Annotated in this window: 17 protein-coding genes and 1 other RNA gene; 11 read left to right on the top strand and 7 right to left on the bottom strand. The window is 62.6% G+C overall.

From position 1 onward, the window contains the following. Positions 1–37: 37 nt before the first annotated feature. From HBJ55_RS19290 to HBJ55_RS19275, 4 genes are all read left to right on the top strand, one after another. Complete coding sequence (locus HBJ55_RS19290; RefSeq protein WP_167118915.1) at positions 38–841, top strand: transporter substrate-binding domain-containing protein; 804 nt, start codon at positions 38–40, stop codon at positions 839–841. Between the two features lie 72 nt (positions 842–913). Beyond that, positions 914–1,570, top strand: a complete 657-nt coding sequence (locus HBJ55_RS19285; protein WP_167118913.1) for an amino acid ABC transporter permease — start codon at positions 914–916, stop codon at positions 1,568–1,570. Positions 1,571–1,614: 44 nt separating this feature from the next. Then, a complete protein-coding gene (locus tag HBJ55_RS19280) occupies positions 1,615–2,268 on the top strand; it encodes an amino acid ABC transporter permease (RefSeq protein ID WP_167118910.1) in 654 nt (217 codons plus the stop codon). Positions 2,269–2,280: 12 nt separating this feature from the next. Then, the gene (locus HBJ55_RS19275; RefSeq protein WP_479688615.1) at positions 2,281–3,078 is read left to right on the top strand and encodes an amino acid ABC transporter ATP-binding protein; all 798 of its coding nucleotides are present in this window, start codon (positions 2,281–2,283) and stop codon (positions 3,076–3,078) included. 118 nt (positions 3,079–3,196) lie between these two features. Here the strand turns inward: HBJ55_RS19275 and HBJ55_RS19270 are convergent, their stop codons facing one another. Then, a complete protein-coding gene (locus HBJ55_RS19270) occupies positions 3,197–3,502 on the bottom strand; it encodes a hypothetical protein (RefSeq protein ID WP_167118907.1) in 306 nt (101 codons plus the stop codon). Positions 3,503–3,749: 247 nt separating this feature from the next. Next, positions 3,750–3,846, bottom strand: an RNA gene (gene ffs / locus HBJ55_RS19265) — signal recognition particle sRNA small type. 213 nt (positions 3,847–4,059) lie between these two features. Here ffs and HBJ55_RS19260 point away from each other — a divergent pair. Continuing rightward, positions 4,060–5,283, top strand: a complete 1,224-nt coding sequence (locus HBJ55_RS19260; protein ID WP_167118904.1) for an ATP-grasp domain-containing protein — start codon at positions 4,060–4,062, stop codon at positions 5,281–5,283. Between the two features lie 62 nt (positions 5,284–5,345). Further along, positions 5,346–7,379 carry a hypothetical protein gene (locus tag HBJ55_RS19255; protein ID WP_167119042.1) on the top strand — a complete coding sequence of 678 codons (2,034 nt, stop codon included), beginning with the start codon at positions 5,346–5,348 and terminating at the stop codon, positions 7,377–7,379. On the opposite strand, the gene HBJ55_RS19250 is transcribed toward HBJ55_RS19255, so the two are convergent. After that, on the bottom strand, positions 7,373–8,392 hold the full coding sequence (locus tag HBJ55_RS19250) for an AbrB family transcriptional regulator (RefSeq protein WP_167119039.1): 1,020 nt from the start codon (positions 8,390–8,392) through the stop codon (positions 7,373–7,375). The genes HBJ55_RS19255 and HBJ55_RS19250 overlap by 7 nt on opposite strands. Positions 8,393–8,483: 91 nt before the next feature. Here HBJ55_RS19250 and HBJ55_RS19245 point away from each other — a divergent pair, with 91 nt between their 5' ends. Continuing rightward, positions 8,484–9,248 carry a TlyA family RNA methyltransferase gene (locus tag HBJ55_RS19245; RefSeq protein WP_167118901.1) on the top strand — a complete coding sequence of 255 codons (765 nt, stop codon included), beginning with the start codon at positions 8,484–8,486 and terminating at the stop codon, positions 9,246–9,248. Positions 9,249–9,255: 7 nt separating this feature from the next. Here HBJ55_RS19245 and mscK read toward each other — a convergent pair whose 3' ends face one another. Beyond that, entirely contained in the window at positions 9,256–12,621 is a 3,366-nt protein-coding gene (gene mscK / locus HBJ55_RS19240) for a mechanosensitive channel MscK (RefSeq protein WP_167119036.1), read from the bottom strand. Positions 12,622–12,893: 272 nt separating this feature from the next. On the opposite strand from mscK, the gene HBJ55_RS19235 reads away from it, so the two are divergent. The 4 genes from HBJ55_RS19235 (at position 12,894) to HBJ55_RS19220 (ending at position 15,077) form a co-directional block, all read left to right on the top strand. Beyond that, a complete protein-coding gene (locus tag HBJ55_RS19235; RefSeq protein ID WP_167118899.1) occupies positions 12,894–13,955 on the top strand; it encodes a phospholipase A in 1,062 nt (353 codons plus the stop codon). Positions 13,956–14,048: 93 nt separating this feature from the next. Further along, positions 14,049–14,381, top strand: a complete 333-nt coding sequence (locus tag HBJ55_RS19230) for an ElaB/YgaM/YqjD family protein (RefSeq protein WP_167118897.1) — start codon at positions 14,049–14,051, stop codon at positions 14,379–14,381. Further along, positions 14,381–14,785 (top strand): phage holin family protein, encoded by a 405-nt coding sequence (locus HBJ55_RS19225; RefSeq protein ID WP_167118894.1) that lies wholly within the window; start codon positions 14,381–14,383, stop codon positions 14,783–14,785. Before HBJ55_RS19230 ends, HBJ55_RS19225 begins: the two co-directional genes overlap by 1 nt. After that, the gene (locus HBJ55_RS19220) at positions 14,763–15,077 is read left to right on the top strand and encodes a YqjK family protein (protein WP_167118891.1); all 315 of its coding nucleotides are present in this window, start codon (positions 14,763–14,765) and stop codon (positions 15,075–15,077) included. The genes HBJ55_RS19225 and HBJ55_RS19220 overlap by 23 nt, the downstream gene beginning before the upstream one ends. 28 nt (positions 15,078–15,105) lie before the next feature. Here the strand turns inward: HBJ55_RS19220 and HBJ55_RS19215 are convergent, their stop codons facing one another. The 3 genes from HBJ55_RS19215 to egtB form a co-directional block, all read right to left on the bottom strand. Continuing rightward, complete coding sequence (locus HBJ55_RS19215) at positions 15,106–15,756, bottom strand: TetR/AcrR family transcriptional regulator (RefSeq protein ID WP_167118888.1); 651 nt, start codon at positions 15,754–15,756, stop codon at positions 15,106–15,108. Between the two features lie 66 nt (positions 15,757–15,822). Then, on the bottom strand, positions 15,823–16,788 hold the full coding sequence (gene egtD / locus HBJ55_RS19210) for an L-histidine N(alpha)-methyltransferase (RefSeq protein ID WP_167118885.1): 966 nt from the start codon (positions 16,786–16,788) through the stop codon (positions 15,823–15,825). Position 16,789: 1 nt separating this feature from the next. Then, positions 16,790–18,106, bottom strand: a complete 1,317-nt coding sequence (gene egtB / locus HBJ55_RS19205) for an ergothioneine biosynthesis protein EgtB (protein ID WP_167118882.1) — start codon at positions 18,104–18,106, stop codon at positions 16,790–16,792. Positions 18,107–18,205 lie beyond the last annotated feature (99 nt).

The following is an 18,205-nucleotide window of genomic DNA, read 5'->3' as shown; positions in this document are numbered from 1 at the left end:
AAATTAACAGTAATCCTCACAATGAACAGGAATCGACATGACAAATCATAAAAAGCTTTTCCAATACCCTCTTGTCGCCGTCATGACGCTCGGCGCCATTACCCTGGCGAGCTTTTCGGCCCAGGCACGAGACTTACCCGAAATTCAGAACGACGTCTTTCAGGTCGCCAATTCGGGCGCATATCCTCCTTTCAGCTACGTCGATACGTCCGGCAATCTGGTCGGCTTCGATGTGGACATCGCCAATGCCCTGGCAGACAGGATGGGCGTCGAGGTCAATGTCCAGACCTCCCCATGGAATGGCATCGTCGCCGCCCTGGCCGGGGGACGCTTCGATGCCTGCATCTGCAGCATGAGCGTGACTGAAGAGCGTGAACGGGCGGTCGATTTCACCGACAGCTATTACAGTTCGGGACTCTCGATATGGGTTCAGGAGGGCACTGACGACGTCGCCCGCATCGATGATTTCGAAGGCAAGGCTGTCGGCTCCACCCTCGGCGAAACAGGCAATCAATGGGCCACCGAGAACGGCGAAGGGAAATGGCGCAACCAGACCTTCCAGGGCTTGCCCGACATGCTCAATGCGCTCACCACGGGACGAATCGACGTCATGATTGCCGATGACATTCCCGTCTACGTGGCGCTCAACGAGCAGGAACTCGCCATCAAGCAGGTCGATGTCGGCGAACTGCCAAGCTGGCCTGCCGCCGTTGCCATCCAGAAGAACAAGCCACAGCTTCGTGAGGCCCTCAACTCGGCACTGGCCGAGATAAAGGCGGATGGCACCTACCAGGAGATCGTCGACAAGTGGATCGGCGAAGGGGTCGAATTCGACTCGTGATCCTGAAGCAGCAGGGCGCGAGCCCTGCTGAACCAATCATCATCACAACACAACAGCAGGGCAAAGGAGCTCATGGACATCAACCTGATGATCGAATTAACGCCGTTGCTGGTAAAAGCGGCCTGGGTGACCATCGATATATCGGCTCGTGCCCTGTTCTTCGGCTTCTTCATCGCTTCCGCGCTGGTAACGCTGCGAACCTCACGAACTCCCCCCGTTCGTTGGCTGGCTCGCGCCTACATCAGCGTCGTTCGCGGTACCCCCTATTTCGTACAGCTGCTGCTGGTCTTCTACGGCGGGCCCGCCATCGGTTTGCGCCTGGATCCTTTCACCTGCGGCGTGGTGGTCGGCGCTTTCAATATCGGCGCCTACATGAGCGAGGCGATTCGAGGCGCCATCGAATCGGTCGACAGCGGGCAGAACGAGGCGTCGCGCTCGCTGGGATTCGGACGTTTCGCGACGCTCCAGCATATCGTTCTGCCGCAGGCGTCCGGCTTGATGATTCGCTCCATCGGTGTACTGGCCATCATCCTGGTCAAGAACTCATCGCTGGTTTCCATCATCTCGGTGGTCGAGCTGACCTACCAGGCTCAGCGCCTGATCGGCTCCACTTACAAGCCCTTGGAAGTCTTTACGCTGAGTGCCCTGATGTACATCGTCATCATCTATGCGGTCATGGGCATCGTTGAGTTTCTCTATCGGCGCGCCACGCGATACACCTTTTTATAGAACCGATAGAACCCAACAGACAATAGAACAACAGGGTAAGCTTCATGGAATTCGACTTCAGCCCCGTCATCACCTACTTTCCGACTCTTCTGAAAGGGGTGGGAGCCACACTGCTGATTGGCTTGGTGGTTGCCATCATGTCGATCATCGGCGGCCAGGTCGTCGCCGTGATAACTCTCTACACCAGGAAAGCCGTGAACTGGCCGCTGCGCTTCTTCATCTGGCTATTCATGACCACACCGCTGCTACTCCAGCTCTACTTTCTGTACTTCGGCATGGGACAGTGGATATTGATTCCTGCCATCGTGGTCGGCGTTCTCGGTCTCGGCTTTCACTACATGGCCTACAACGCCGATATCTTCATTGCCACTATCAAGTCGGTCTCGAGCGGACAATATGAAGCTTCGAGATCGCTGGGCTTCGGCCATCTCGCCACCATCTTCCATATCATCCTTCCACAGGCGTTCTATCGCGCCCTCCCCCAACTCGGCAACAACATGATCATCATGGTCAAGGACATTTCGGTGCTCTCTGCCATCGGCATCGCCGAGCTGGTCTACATGTCGCAGTATGCGATCAGCGTGACCTTTCGCCCCTTCGAGTTCTATATCACGATCGCTGTCATTTATTACCTGATCAACATTGCGATGGAATCCGGACAATCCTGGGTAGAGCGCCGTGCCGCCCAACGCCGCTAAAGAGGACCTCACATGACACAAGGGACAGAAACTCCAATGGTAGAGCTGAAGGGAGTCAAGAAAAGATTCGGCGACCTTGAAGTCCTCAAGGGGATCGATCTCAAGGTCGACCGCGGCAAGATCATTTCAATCATCGGCCCATCGGGTTCGGGAAAGAGCACCCTGCTACGTTCGATCAACAACCTGGAGGTGATCGACGAGGGCTGCATCCTGCTGGATGGTACCCAGGTCAATCGACCGGACCTGAAGGGTCTTGCCTTCGAGCGGCATATCAATCATATACGCCAGAACATGGGCATGGTGTTTCAGCACTTCAATCTGTTTCCTCACCTTTCGACGCTGGAGAACGTGACGCTGGCGCCGAGAAAGCTCAAGGGCATGGCGGCGAAAGACGCCAGGGAGCTAGGCATGGAACTTCTGGAGCGAGTCGGGCTTGCAGACAAGGCCTCGACCTATCCCAGTTCCCTGTCGGGGGGTCAGAAACAGCGCGTCGCCATCGCTCGTGCCCTGGCCATGCAGCCTAAGGTCATGCTCTTCGACGAAGCGACCTCGGCACTTGACCCCGAGCTGGTGGAGGAAGTGAACCGGGTCATGAAGAGCCTCGCCGAGGAGCACATGACCATGCTCATCGTTACCCACGAGATGGCTTTCGCGCGCGATGTGTCCGACTGGGCCATGTTCATGGACGGTGGCGTGGTGATCGAGGAAAATACTCCTGACCACTTGTTTTCCCACCCCGACCAGGAGCGCACCCGCAATTTTCTGCGCAAGCACCTGGGCCGCCAGGAACAGACGCAAGAATATCTTTGATCCGGAAACCAGAGCGTCGCCTCCGACCACCGCGTAGAGTCTTTTAGCGAGGGAAGACAGAAACGCAGCGGGGAGGCCCAAAGGCCTCCCAGCTTGCTTGTCCCTTGGCCGCTTGGGCTCAGGCGCAGTCCGCCGCCCCCTCGCCAAACATGTCGAACAGCAGTTCCCGGCCCATGGCGCTCAATACGAAGCGGCCCTGCTCGTTGTAAATGGCGGCTTCGCTGCTCTCCAGCACGCGCTGGCAAGCAGGCCACTCCCGAGAGGCCTCACGCAACTGGCGAAGGGCACGGCTATCGAGACCGCGGAAGGGAATGGTGATGGTTTCCAGCACATGACCGTGCTGATAGAGCAGGAAGGCAGCGTTCGACAGACACTGGCGCAAACTGCGCTGAACAGGGACGTTGGGCGTGGTGTCGAGCGGCATGCGTGCATCTCCTCCAAGGGTTTTGCTGCGCTGCATATTAACACCAAAGTCTAACGCGACCAAGGTCTAACAAACCAGCCGCACCAGCCCGAGCCCACCGCTTGTATAGACATGTGCAATGACGCTTCGGAAGCACGGCCGGGCGACAAAACGCAACGAAACGTTTTGAGAATTCTGAAAGCAGCGTGGGTGCGACCAAAGGGGAGGGAAAGACGGAGTCGAAAAGCAAGGGCCGAAATGGAGGCGGCCCCGACAGCCACATCCCGGCACACGCGGCCACCACTACCGTTGCTCCCTTCCGGGCCTGGCGGGGTTTGCGGTTTAGCGTTGCGGGAGGACCGACGGGGCCACCACAATACGACGCCTGCCTGGCAGGCCTCGAACTCGGTTTGCATCAATGGCTTGCCGAGTGCGCGTGCACTATACCAGCGGTGCCGGGGGCGGGCAAGGAGCGTGACTCGGATAGCTCCCGCCCTGTGAGGGTCACCTCAAATCGGCTAGGGTAGAAAGAGCAGGGGAACACGAGGAGAAAGACACTGCATCTGAGGAGCTGCCCCATGGAAAAGAATCCCGACAAGGGCTATATCGCACTGCTCGGCTGGAGCCTGAACGCCATCGAGGCCGCCGAAAATTTTGATCGTCGCTACCTGGTAGTCGCCCCTGAATGGGCAGAAGAGTACTGCCAGAAGCACGACATTCCCTACGTACCGTGGAATTTCGAGAGACTGAACGACCGCTCCATGGAGATCGCCGAAACGCTGCAGGAGCGCGGCGTGGACGTAGCGATTCCTCTGTTCGAAGAAACCGTGGAGTGGGCAGGTGCCATCAACTCGGTGCTGCTCGACAATCCTCGCCTCTACGGCCAGTCGCTGTTGCTACGCGACAAGGCCCTGATGAAGCGGCGTGCCCAGCTAGGTGGGATCCGCGTGGGCATCTTTGAGGAAGCGCATGACAAGGGCGACGTGATCCGCTTTCTAAAGCGCGTCAACCAGACCCTGCTCAAGCTCGACGGCGACCCCAACGACCCCATTCACCTCAAGGCCTTCGACAAGGCCGGCTGCCTGGGACACCGGGTGATCCGTACCCCGGACGAGGTCGATACCATCCCCGACGAGGAGTTCCCGGTGCTGATGGAGTCGCACCTGGACGGTTGGGAGTTTGCCGTCGAGGCCTGGATCCACAACGGCAAGATCGCCTTCCTCAACATTTCGGAGTACGTCACCCTGGGCTATTCGGTGTTCGTTCCCGCCTCACCGGAACTCGAGCAGTATCGTCCCCAGATCACCGCCCAGATCGAGAAGCTGATCAAGGCATTCGATATCGACTTCGGGCTGATCCATCCCGAGTACTTCGTCACCAGCGACGGCGAGATGTACTTCGGCGAGGTCGCCTACCGCCCGCCGGGCTTCAAGGTGTTCGAGCTGCTCGAACGCGTCTACGGGTTCAATGCCTACCAGGCCAGCATGCTGGTATTCGACCCCAAGACCACCCCGGATGAGGTCAAGGCCTTCTTCCCGCGGGAAGTGGAAGATGCCAAGTGCTATGCAGGCTGCTTCGGCGTCTATCCGCGTCGTCGCGTGGTGAGTCGCCTGGAGATTCCCGAGGAGGTCGAGGACGATCCATACTTCGAATCCCATGAACTCACGCCTCCCATGGAAGAAACCGTAACCAAACGCACCGCCTTCGGCACCCACTGGGGGCTGATCTACTTCAAGGGCGAGGATCCCAATCGCCTGCGGGACATGCTCAAGCATCAGGAAGAGCTTGATTTCTATGTCTGAACAAGGCGTCATGAACACGACAGATCGATCAGCAAGGAGTCGGCGTGGCCACCAACCGAGACATGCAGGATACCGGCCAGTTCCCGCCGAGTGACGACAAGCTCCAGGGCCTGCTGGTGCACCTCGACGAAGCGACCGCCCTGCTTGGCGAAGCGCGCGACTTTGCCAAGCCGGGCAAGCTTTCCCGTGTGCTGGATACGGCACGCCGGGTGCTGCTTCAGCCGGGCGGCGCTGCCGCGCTGGAAAACCGTGCCAGGGCTCTGGAGGAAGCGGGTGTATTTCTCGGTTCGGACTGGGCCACGCCGCAGTACCTGCTGCCCTACCTGACGACCTATTCACTCAAGAGCGCAGATGCCAATACCGTGGTGATCGAGGCACTGAGCGAGCTGCGCCTGCTCGCCGTGGCCAAGGGCGACTATCCGCATTCCCTGGTTTCCGCCGAGCAGGCCCACCATTACCTGACCCAGGTGATGGCGCTCAACCTGTGGCTGCTGTTCAGTGCGCCCAGCGAGGCCGAACGGGAGACCCAGGGGCGGCTGGCGCAGATTCCCCGTCATCTGTTTCGCCACCTGGCCGAGCGAATCGGCTACGAGCACATCATCGACAAGTTGATCGAGGAGATCTGGCGCATCCTTCAGCAACGCCCGATCCAGGTGGAAAGCGTCAAGCAGATGATCACTCAGATTGCCATCTGCCATGCCGATCCCAATATCGACCTGGGCGCCAGCGGCCAGGGAGCCGACCGCTTGGTCAGCTCCTTGTTCGGCCCTACCCGGGCCAGCCGCGAGGATCCCGGCATCGAGATCTATCGTGAACGTCTGTCGAGCATGGACAACAGCGCCTTGCAGGGAGAGGCCACTGGCTTCGCACGCGCCATGCACGATACCGGGCTGGTATCGCCCTACCATCCGGTGCTGCTGCGCCACCTGCTCGATCACGGTGACCACCTTTTGGCCGAGGCCCTGGGGCTCTCGTCGACCGGTCGCGATTGTCTGCTGTGCTACCGTGAGCTGGCTCGTGCGCTGATCCGGGGGGCGGTCCATCCCGCCACGCCGCAAGCCGTCTATGGCCTGACGTTGACGTTGGAGCGCGGCATTCTCTACCAGCCGCCCGTGGCGCCCGCCATGTGGCGGCAACTGGGTCTGTCGCTTTCGGAATGGTCGCAACAACGCTTGATCCTGGCCTTCGGAGATGCCGTTTCGCCACGGGCGCGCCTGCTGGAAGGCGTGCTGTGCATGCTCGGGTTGCCGCTGGGAGTGGGCCAGGGCAACAACCCGACCTGCCAGTCGGCACGGGCACTCTCCATGTGGGCCTACAACGACCCCGATTACCTGCTGCAGATGGTGGCCTGGGCGGCACGCGACGACGAGATCATCATGCACTTCGAAGGCATGCCGCTCTCCTCCATGGCGAGCCTCTCCGGGGTGGCCCAGACCCTGCCCATGGATCTGGATCCGGTCTCGCTGATCGTGGTCCCGCACCTGGATCGCATCTATGCCGAGATGGGGCGGCGCTGCATCGGCCGCGAGGGCGATCCGCATCGCTGGGTGAATCCGGAATTCCACGGCTGGTGGGCGGGCCGTGGCTTTCGCATCAATGTCGACGTCGCCACCGGGCAGTTGCACGAACTGGACGCCTTCCTGCGCCATTTCTATGCTAGCTATCATCCCTACTACAACGGCAACCAGCCCCTCATACACCCGCAGCCGGCCGGGATTGCCGTCACCGACAGCGCGGCGCGCTTCATCGGCTGGCACGCCATCACCATCCTGCGGGTATCGCTGGACCCCTCGGATGTGATGCGGGTCTACTTCTTCAATCCCAACAACGACAGCGGGCAGGACTGGGGCGATGGCGTGCAGGTCAGCACCGCCGGCAATGCCGAGCGATTCGGAGAGGCATCCCTGCCCTTCGAGCAGTTCGCCTCACGCCTGTACATCTTCCATTACGACCCGCTGGAGCGCGGCGAGCTGGCCCGAATCAGCCAGGAGGAACTCGACCGGGTGACGCAATACATCCATCGCAGTTGGGGGGCCGATCGTATTCCCCCGGCCGATCTGCAGGCCGATGCCGGTCCACAGCCGCAGGATTACTGATCGAGGCGCCGTAACAGCCAGCGCGCCCAGAACGGGGCGAACAACATCAGCGCCACCATGCGCAGCAGGTGGTGGAAGGCGACGAAGACGGGATCGAGGTCCAGCGCCACCGCCAGTATCGCCATTTCTCCGATGCCGCCGGGTGCCAGTGCCAGCAGGGCAACGTCCCGCGGTACGTCCACCAGGCGATGGATCAGCTCGGCAAAGCCGGCCAGCACCGCCAGCGCCACTAGGGTAGCGACGAAGGCCTCGCCGAGATAGCGCCACAGCCGCGCCGAGGAGAGCCCACGGAAGCGCGAGCCTATGGCGCAGCCGAGCACCCACAACATCAGGTTCATCCCCCAATCCGGCAGGCTCAGGCTGGCGATGCCGAAACCGGAGAGCACGCCGGCGAAGAGCAGCGGGGTAAGCAGCGAGGGAGTGGGAAGCCGCAAGCGGCGCCCTAGCGGCAAGAGCAACGGCAGGACCAGCAGCAGCCAGGGCGAGGAGAGTTCGCGATCCACGGCGGCAGCCACCTCGTCACTGCTCGCCCCCTCGTAGAACCAGAACAGCGGCGGCAGGATCATTATTACCAGCACTACGCGTAGCGACTGGGCCACGGCAATACGCCGCGGGTCACCACCGCACTTCTCGCCCATCAAGATCATGGCCGTCATGGCACCGGGCGCCGAGGCGAACCAGGCGCTCACCGAGTCGAAGCCGCAACGTCGGTACCAGGCCGCCGCTGCCGCCGTCGAGACGGCCACACCGAGCAGCAGCAGCATGGCGGAAAGCGGCCAGTCGAGTACCCGCTCGGCTAGCTGTGGTGTCACTTGGCTACCCAGCACCAGGCCGAGCACGCCGAGGAAGACTTCACGCAGCGGCTCGGGTATGCGCACGTCGACACCCGTCGCCGAGACGATCAGGTTGGCCGTCAAAGGGCCCAGCATCCATGCCAGCGGCATCCCGATGAACTGGAAAACCAGCCCACCCACGGCACCGAAGGCCAGCGACCTGGCCAACGCCCTGCCCATGTCTCGACCCACGCGGCCCCCTTCTATTAACCGGCTAACTAAACGATTATGCCATAATGCCCAACCCGCTTCTGGCTGCCGGAGTCATGCCATGCCCCGCCTCGATCAACTGCTCGTTTCCCAGGGCCTGGCCCGTTCGCGCACGCGCGCCCAGCGGCTGATTCGTCATGGCCGAGTCAGCGTTGCCAGCAGCGGCCGGGTGCTCGACAAACCGAGCGAGAAACTGGCCGAGGATTGCCGCCTCACGGTCACCGAAGACCCAGAGGAGCGCTATGTCTCGCGGGCGGGATTGAAACTCGAGGCACTGATCGAGGTGCTAGGGCTCGACCTGAAGGGAAAGCTGGTACTCGACGTGGGCCAGTCCACCGGCGGCTTCACCGACTGCGCCCTGGCCTTCGGCGCGCGCCACGCGATCGGCGTCGAGGTGGGCCACGGCCAGCTCGATCCGGAGCTGCGCGGCGACTCCCGTGTGACCTGCCTGGAGGGGCTCAATGCTCGGACCATGGCCACCGAGCCCCGCCTGCATGAGGCCCTGGCCGCCCAGGCGGCCGAGGCACCCGACATCGCGGTAATGGACGTCTCGTTCATCTCGCAGACGCTGATCCTGCCGGAAATCTCCGCCCTGCTACGCCCCGGCGGCGAACTTCTGAGCCTGGTCAAGCCACAGTTCGAGGTAGGACCGGGCGGCGTCAACTCACGCGGCATCGTGGCCGACCCGATGCGCTACGCAGAAGTGGAAGACACCATCCGCGCCTGCTGCGCCGAACTGGGCCTGGCGATCCGCCACTGGCAGGAAAGTCCGATCACCGGGGGCGATGGCAATCGGGAGTTCCTGCTGCACGCCGTGAAGCATTAGCGGCCGATCAACGTCCGCCATCACCTCCATCGCCGCCACCGATATCGATATCTCCCGGATCGCCGCCCGCTCCGGGAGGTGGAAACAGTTCCCCGCAATCGTCCGAAGGCGTCAGCGTCTGCACCTTCTTTTTCGCCCCGTCATCTGCACGGTGCAGCCAGACGTCGAGCTGGTTGAAAGCGATGTCGATGCCATACTCGGCGAACAACTCGCCGACCCGACAGTTGATCTCGTCAGTGGCGAATAGCCGGTCGCCCAGCGAGTTGACGAAGATGCGCAGCTCAAAGGTGAGCGTGCTCTCACCATAACTCATGAAGAATACCTGCGGCTCGGGGTCTCCCAGCACCCGAGGATTCTCGTCGGCGACATGACGTAGCAAGCGGTGTACCAGACGCTGGTCCGAACCGTAAGCGACACCGAAGCTGAGTACGACCCGGGTGATGGTGTCCGACAGCGACCAGTTGATCAGTTGGTCGGTGATGAAGGTCTTGTTGGGGATGATGATCTCCTTGCGGTCGAAGTCGGTCACCGTGGTGGCTCGGATGCGAATCCGACTCACCGTACCGGTGAGGTTGCCCAGGGTGATGGTGTCGCCGATGCGCACCGGCCGCTCGAACAGGATGATCAGTCCCGAGACGAAATTGGCGAAAATCTCCTGCAGGCCGAAACCCAGGCCCACGCCCAGCGCCGCCACCAGCCACTGCAGCTGGCTCCAGGCAACACCCAGGGTGGCCAGTGCCACGACCAGCCCTGTTCCGACGATGGTGTAGGAAAGCAGCGTCGAGATGGCATAGGCGCTGCCCTGCTTGAGCTCCAGCCGCGATAGCACCATGACTTCGAGCAAGCCCGGCAGATTGCGCGCCATCACCAGGGTCAGCACGAATATCAACACTGCGGCAAAGATATCGGCAACCGACAGCGCGCTGGTGACGAGCTCTGCTCCCCCTTCTTCTCCCGCATCCCAGATCGCAACATCCTTCAGATAGCCCAACACCGTGAGCAGGTCGGACCACACCAGGTAGAACAGCAGGGCGAAGCCGATCAACAGGAACAGCTTGGAGAGACGCAGCGACTGCTGGTTGATCTGCTCCATGTCCAGTGGCGGCTCCTCCACCACTTCGAGTCCGCCCTCAGCACCCTCTTGAGCCTGGGCACGACGCCGCGTCAACGCGCGTTTGAATGCCAGACGACGGGCCGCCACTGCCAGGCCGCGCACCACCGATGCCTCGACCAGGATCCACATCGCCAACAGGTAGAGCGTGATGACGAAGCGGCCGATCAGGCTCAGCGCGGTGTATTCGAAACCGGAAACGATCAGCCCCACCAGTACCAGCGGTACTGCCGCCATGATCAGGCCCAGTACCAGGCGAAACAGCTTGACGCCGAAGAATGGCGTATGGGCAAGAATGAGGCGTGCCAGCAGAACGCTCATGGCCACCATACCGGCCAGCAGCAGCGTCAGTGCGATGGGACGCGTGGTCAGGCTGATTTCGCCATCGCGGGCCAGCGCGGAAATCAGCAATACGGGTATCAGTGTCACGCCGAGCCAGCCGAGCAGCCAACGCAGCCGCGAGGCATACCCCGAGGGCCAGTAGAAGTGCTTGGTTGCCACCCCGTCGCGTACCAGCAGGCGTCGCGACCAAGCGATGAAGGCCCAGGCCAGGGCCAGATGCAGGAAGGCCTGGCCCAGGCCCGACGCAATGCCTGCTTCGATGCTGGTCAATGAGGCGCCAATGCCGGCCAGGGTCAGCGGCCCTGGTAAGGCCAGCAAGGCGTTGAGGGCGACCGCCAGAGGCGTATGCGCCTGGGAATCGCTGCGCAACCGGCCGATCTGCTCGTGCAGCATCGCCAATCGGCGCTGTATGCGACGTCGTAGCCCCAACAGCAACCCTGCCACCAACAGGAGAGGGGCACCTGCCAATGCTTCTGCCCCGGGGATACGCCAGTGCACCGGCAGCACCCCACGCCACTCACCCTGCTGCCATTCGGTGACGAGGTTGGTCGGAAGCTGACGGAACCAGGCTAGATCCAGCGGTCGTGTGTTGGCAATCCAGAACAGCTGCTCGTCGATGGTAGTGCGCAGCTCGAGCGAGGTTTCCAACAGCTGCTGCTGGTTGAGTTGCAGCTCGATGGCTGCGCTCAGCAGGCTGCCGTAGGTCTGCTCGAGCTGATCGACCAATTGACGGCGCGAATGGTAGAGGCCCTGCAGTGACTCCACCAGCGCTTCGCTGACCTCGACCCCGGCCTCCTCGAGGCGCTGATTGGCCAAGCGTTCGCTCTGGCGCAGGGCATCGCGCTGGCGCACCAGATCGAACTGACGCAGGCGCAGGTCGGCGATCTCGTCGTGCAGGTTGCGCCTGGCATCGACCTGGGGCAGCGAGCGGCGCTGCTCTCGCAGGATACGCGACAGCAGCAGGCTGCCGCGTATCGCTTCTATCTGCTCGTTGAGGCTACGCTCGAGCTGGCGTACATGATCGAGCTGACTGCGAGTCGCCAAGCTCTCGCGCACCAGTCCGTTGTAACGATCGTTGGCCCGCAACAGTTCGAGGCTGAGATCGCGATTGACCTGCTGGGCGCGCTCCAGCACAGGATGGCCGGCCTCGAGCAGCGGGTCGTCACGCGCGGCATCGGCAATCGCCTGTTCCGTGGCCATGCGGCGCTGACGGTCGATCACGCTCTGCAGCAGCGAAAGCTCGGCTTCCTGGCGCGCGATCTGCTGTGTCAGCAGGTCGCGCCGTTGCTGCGCCAATTCGCGCAATCGCGTGTTGCTGCCCAATTCGCGCTGACGCAGGCGCAGCGTCCGCTCGGCCAGGCGCCGCTCGACCATGAGCTGCCACAGCTGCGGTGAATCTTCGCTGACGCCCTGGCCCTCCAGCGCGTCGAGCTCGCGACGCGTACGCTCGGCTTCCTGCATCGCTTCGGCAATGGCCTGCTGGGCACGCTCCGGCAGGGTCTGGGCGGAAAGCAGTTGGGCATTGACGTCAGCCAGACGATCCTGCTGCTGCTGCAGCTCGAATACCGCCTCCTGCTGGCGATACTCCAGCTCATCCAGCGGGACGTCATCGAGCTCGTCGATCGTGCGATCGAGAGCCGCCTCCTCCTCCTGAAGCAGCTCCCGCTCCAGGCGCAACAGTTCGGCAGGCGCCTCCTCGAGCCGCTTCTCCAGAGCCTCGAGCCGTTCCTCCACCCCCTGCAACTGCTCGAGGGCGCTCAGCGTAGCCTGCAAGGCGTCGATATCTCGCTGTTCGGCGTCGGTTACGCTCACGCCCTCCTCGGGGCGGAGTTCGGCCAGGCGTTCTTCCACTGCCCCTCGCTCGGGCAGGGCGTCCTGAGCCACTACACGCCCACATGCAAGCAACAACAGCAGCAGCAGGACGAACCATGCGGGAAGGCGCCAGGCCGGTCGGCCAGCCCGGCAGCGACGACGGTGCACTTGATAAGCCAATTCTTTCACTCTTGCTTCCGTGGGAGGTACCTTGCGGCTTCGTGCTGATTCTCGGCCCCGCAGCAGCGCAAGGCAATGGGAAGCTGTTTCTCTTCCCATTCCGTCCATGATTGGCGGGGACGGCTCGGCTCATGGTTGACTTAAGGCCCGAACATGGTAGAAACGGCGTTCACAGTCACGCTTCCTTCGGTCCCGCTGCCATGATGCTTCGTCGTTCGTCTTCTCAGGCACTTCTTGCGTTGCTGCTGGCCGGGGCCACCAGCAGTGTCACTGCCCAAGAGGGCCAGCTCACCGCAGAAGAGCGCGCGGCGATAGAAGCGCGCATCGAAACGCTCGGCCAGGAGTTGGATTCGCTGCGCCAGCGGTTGACCCAGGATCAGTTGCAATCCGGCGAAGACCGGCTCGGCCTGGGCGAGGTGATCACCATCGCCTCGGAGCAGGAGCTCCAACCCGTGGAAGAACGCCGCCAACTCGAGCGTGAGTCTTCGCGCAATCCCTTTGCAATCACCACTCACCGTCGCAACTACCTGCTGCCGCTGAATTACGACCGTCGCCCCAATGAGGCGGTCTTCGGTGATGTCGACAAGGACGGGACACCCGACCGCGCCGAGGTCAAATTCCAGTTCAGCGCCAAGTTCAACCTGATCGAGCGGCTCTTCGGCGACCACGGCGGCGATCTCTACTTCGCCTACACCCAGCGTAGCTGGTGGCAGGCTTACAATGCCGATTCCTCTTCGCCGTTCCGCGAGACCAACTACGAACCGGAGTTCTTCATCGACTTCGAGAATCGCTGGTCGCTGCTGGGCTGGACCAACATCAACAACCGTGTGAGCTTCAATCACCAATCCAACGGACGTTCGGGCGACATGTCACGCAGCTGGAATCGGATCATTCTCGAGTCGACCTTTCTCAAGGACGACTGGCTGGTCAGCGTCGCCCCTCATTGGCGAGTGCCGGAGTCGGCGGGCGACGACGACAACCCGGATATCGAACGCTACCTGGGCTATGGCGAGGTCACCGTTGCCCATCGCATGGGCGACAACGAAGTGGCCGTCCAGTGGCACGGCAATCCCAGCGCCGGGCACATGGGAACCCGCCTGGATTACTCCTGGCCGTTGCACGGCAATGTTCGCGGCCACATTCAGTACTTCTACGGTTACGGCGACAGTATGATCGACTACGATCATCGCACCCAACGCATCGGTATTGGCGTCAGCCTCAACCCCATCTTCTCGGGCAGCAGCACCCTGATCCCGGAGTGACTTCGGTCAATCATGCAGCGAAGCGACGTTGAAGTCGCAGTCGCTAATGCTATGCTGAGCCTGTGATCTCATTCACGTCATAGGAAGACTGCCATGGCATCTCGCACCCCGCATACCGACGAAACCACCCGGCAGCTGAAGGAGGACTTGCATCAGCTGAGCCGCACCATCGAGGAACTGGTGAGTGCCACGGCCGACGATTCGCGAAGCAACATCAAGGAACTCCGCGAGCGCGCCGAGAAGCGGCTGAAGGATACCCGCGAGCGAATCGAAGCCCGCGGTGAACGACTCTACGGCGAAGCACGCGATACCCTGCACCACCAGGCCGATGCCTGCGACCGCTACGTGCACGACAATCCCTGGACCAGCATCGGCATTGGCGCCGCGATGGGCGTCGTTATCGGCATGCTCATCGGGCGTCGCTGATGGCGTCGAGTGAAGGTCCGGTACAGCGTCTGTTCGAAATCGGCAAGCGCCTGCTGGCAAGCCTGGTGGCCACCGGCGAGACGCGTCTGCGCCTCGCCGTGCTTGAACTCGAGGAGGAGCGCGCTCGCCTCGTCACCCTGCTGCTGCTGTTGGGCCTGAGCCTGGTACTGATGCTGCTGGGGCTGGGCATGCTGGCACTATTGGTGGTGGTTATGTTCTGGGATACCCACCGCCTGGCCGCCATTCTCCTCTGCGCCGCCACGCTACTGGCCGGCGGCAGTCTGACCGCCCTGATGGCACTGCGCCTGGCCCGCCGCCACACCCTGCTCAAGGAAACGCTGGCCCAGCTCGCCCTGGACCGCCACTTGGTGGAGGAGCACCGTGAGACACCGCGCCACCCGTGACCGGAGCCACGCGCCGTCCCGCGCGCAACGCAAGGCCGAGCTCGTCGCCACCATAGAGCAGCAGCGCATCGACATCCTGGTCGCGGCGGATCGCTGGCAGCACGCCTCCGCCTCCCTCGATGCGGGCTGGCAACGCCTCAAGCGCTATCGCGGGGTGGTATACCTGGCCGGCGGTGCCCTGCTGATCGGCAGCGCACGCCACCCCAGCTCGCTCATCCGCGTGGTAAAACGACTCGCTGCCAGCGGCCTGCTGCTCAATCGCGCACTGCGCCTCCTGCAGCAGGTCCGCTGACTTCGACGAGGGCCCTGGGGCTGCCGCCTTACAGCTGTGCCTCCGCATGATGCCGCCGGTGGGCGACTCCCGGCACCCATTTCATCCAGCTCTCGCCGCGCTTGAGACGTTTCTCGATGAAGCGCCGGGTGCGACGCTGGCCTTCGCTGGTGTCGGAAGACCATACCGCCAGCGCCGCCAGGAACAGGCTGGTCAACGCCATCTCCTCCACCTGGGCACGGCGAGTACCGTAGCGCGCCTCGAGCCGGGCCGCCTCGCGCAGCCACTGGACGGTACGCGACAGGTCGAAGACCATCGGCACCCACGTATGCGGATGCGGCAGGTGTGCCTTGGATCTCAACATCTGCACGGTGACCCGCCGATGGGCGGCGAAGGTGTCGAACCAGGCCTGCAGGCAGTGTTCGATGCGCACCCGCTCCGGCCAGTCGTCGAAGGTATCGGGCTTCGTCGCTAGCATGGCGCGCCAGCCACGCTGAAACCAGGCATTGGCCACGTCATCCCTGTCGCGAAAGCGCTCCAGCACAACGGACATCGGCAGCCCGAGGCTATGCGCGACCTCGGAGAGGCGGACTGCCTGCCAGCCCCGCTCTTCGGCTTGGCGCACGGCTTCGTCGACGATACGGTCGGCGAACGGAGACACCTCGGATTCGGCAGAATCCTGAATCGCAATCATGGTCATGGCGGGGCCCCTCTGCTTCCAGCGTGGTTCTGTCATGCAGCATAGACCGGATTACCCTCAAGGCCATCAGGCGGCACGCTCCAGGTAATGGATGCAAAACAGCGAGTCGCAGTCGATCCAGTGAGCCCTCGGTTCGAACCCGGCGCGGCCGGACAGCTCGCGGAAGCCAGCGACACTGTACTTGTAGGAGTTCTCGGTATGCAGGCACTCGCCCTCTTCGAAGTCGATCCGCTCCCCTGCCACGCGGATGGCCTGGTCGCGCAGGCTCACCAGGTGCATCTCGATGCGTGAGTCGACCTCGTTGTAGAAAGCCTGGTGACGAAACTCATGAGGCTCCACCTCGGCCTCGAACTCGTGACGGAGGCGCTGCAGCAGGTTGAGGTTGAATGCCGCTGTGACGCCTGCGGCGTCGTTGTAGGCGGCATCGAGAATCGCCCGATCCTTGATCAGGTCGACTCCAATGAGCAGCCCCCCACCGACGGGAAGCAGTCTCGTCAATCCCTTGAGGAAGCCTTCGGCCTCCTCGGGCGTGAAATTGCCGATGCTCGAGCCGGGAAAGAAGGCCACCGGACGTTCACCTGCCAGGCCGTCCGGCCAGGCCATGGGGCGCGAGAAGTCGGCGCAGGCGGCATGCACTTCGAGCCAGGGGTAGTCTGCTGCCAGGCGACGAGTACTCTCGAGCAGGAAGTCGCGAGAGATATCCACGCCCAGGTAACAAGCCGGATGCAGCGCCTCGAGCAGCAGCCGCACCTTGCGGCTGGCACCGCTGCCCAGCTCGATGAGCGTAGCATCGCGGCCGACCACCTCGGCAATGTCGGCGGCGGCGGCACGCAAGATTGCCTCCTCGGTACGGGTCGGATAGTACTCGGGCTGCACGCAGATGGCGTCGAACAGTTCGGAGCCGCGACGGTCGTAAAAAAACTTTGGCGAAGTGAACTTGGGTGTTGCGCTGAGCCCGGCCAACAGCTCTTCGCAAAGCGAACCCGCCACCTCCGGAGGGTGCTGGTCGTGAAAGCGTACGAGCGAGTCCATGTCATGCCTCCCTGGCGAGCCGAAAACCGGAGAACGCCCAGCGGGCGTGGGGCGGAAAGAAGTTGCGGTAGGTCGGGCGAACATGATCGGCCGGCGTGGCACAGCAGCCGCCACGCAGCACCATCTGCCCGGACATGAACTTGCCGTTGTACTCGCCTAGCGTGCCCGGCAAGGTGCGAAACCCCGGATAAGGACGGTAGGCGCTGCCGGTCCACTCCCAGACGTCGCCGAACAGCTGGCTCGAGGCCGGTGCCAGGGTCGCAGCGGCCACCGGCTGCAGGTGGTCACTCTCGACGAAATTGCCGCTCACGGCCACGTCGCGAGCGGCCACCTCCCATTCCGCCTCGCTGGGCAGGCGCGCCCCGGCCCAGCGGGCATAGGCATCCGCCTCGAAGAAGCTCACGTGAGCCACAGGCGCCTGCAAATCTACCCGGCGCAGTCCGCCCAGGGTGAAGTGATGCCAGTCGTCATCGCGCTTCACCCAGTAGAGCGGTGCCTGCCATCCGGCCTGGCCGACCTGCTGCCAGCCATCGGAGAGCCACAGCTCGGGACGCGTATAGCCACCATCCTCAATGAAGGCCAGGAACTCACCGTTGGTTACCGGACGATTGGCGAGTTGGAACGCCTCGAGAAACTGACGATGTGGCGGCCCTTCGTTGTCGTAGGCGAACCCGGACGCCAGGTCATGGCCAACGGGACGTATACCGGCGGCATGGTCGAGCCAGGCCAGTTCGCCGGGCGGCGTCTCCTCCACCGGCGGCGACAGGTCGTCACGATAGGCGGGGCACAGCGGGTTCTGCGCCAGGATGTGCTTGATGTCCATCAACAGCAGCTCCTGATGCTGCTGCTCATGGTGCAGCCCCAGTTCCACGCGCCGCAGGATCTCCTCGGCATGCTCGGGCGGTGGCGATTCGAGCAACTCCGCCATGGCTGCGTCGACATGGGCACGAAAGCGGTAGACGTTGGCTACCGTGGGGCGCGACAGCGTCCCGCGTCGGGGCCGTGGGAAAGGCACACCGTGGGTCTCGTAGTAGGAGTTGAAAAGGAAATCGTAGGCCGGGTCGAGCGTTCGGTAGCGGGGCTGGAAGGGAGTGAGAATGAAGGCTTCGAAGAACCAGGTAACGTGGGCGAGATGCCACTTCGGCGGGCTGACGTCATCCATGCTCTGGATCACGTAGTCCTCGGTGCAGAGCGGCTCACAGAGCTGTTCGGAGGCTCGGCGAATGCGCTGGTAGCGTCTCAGCCACTCCTTGGTGTGCAGGGTATCGAGCGTTTCCAACTGATGTGGGCTTTCCCATTGGTGGGCTTGGGGGGGCATGGCACACTCCTGTGACGAACCACATCCGTGGCGAACCAATTCTCCCAAGCGTAGCAATCCGTCCCCAAGCGCCCGGTTACGCTCCGTAAGGTTTTGTCA

It is taken from the genome of Billgrantia bachuensis (assembly GCF_011742165.1).
GTDB lineage: Bacteria > Pseudomonadota > Gammaproteobacteria > Pseudomonadales > Halomonadaceae > Halomonas > Halomonas bachuensis.
Note: the sequence above shows the minus strand (reverse complement) of the source record. Positions and strands in the feature narration are given on the sequence as shown.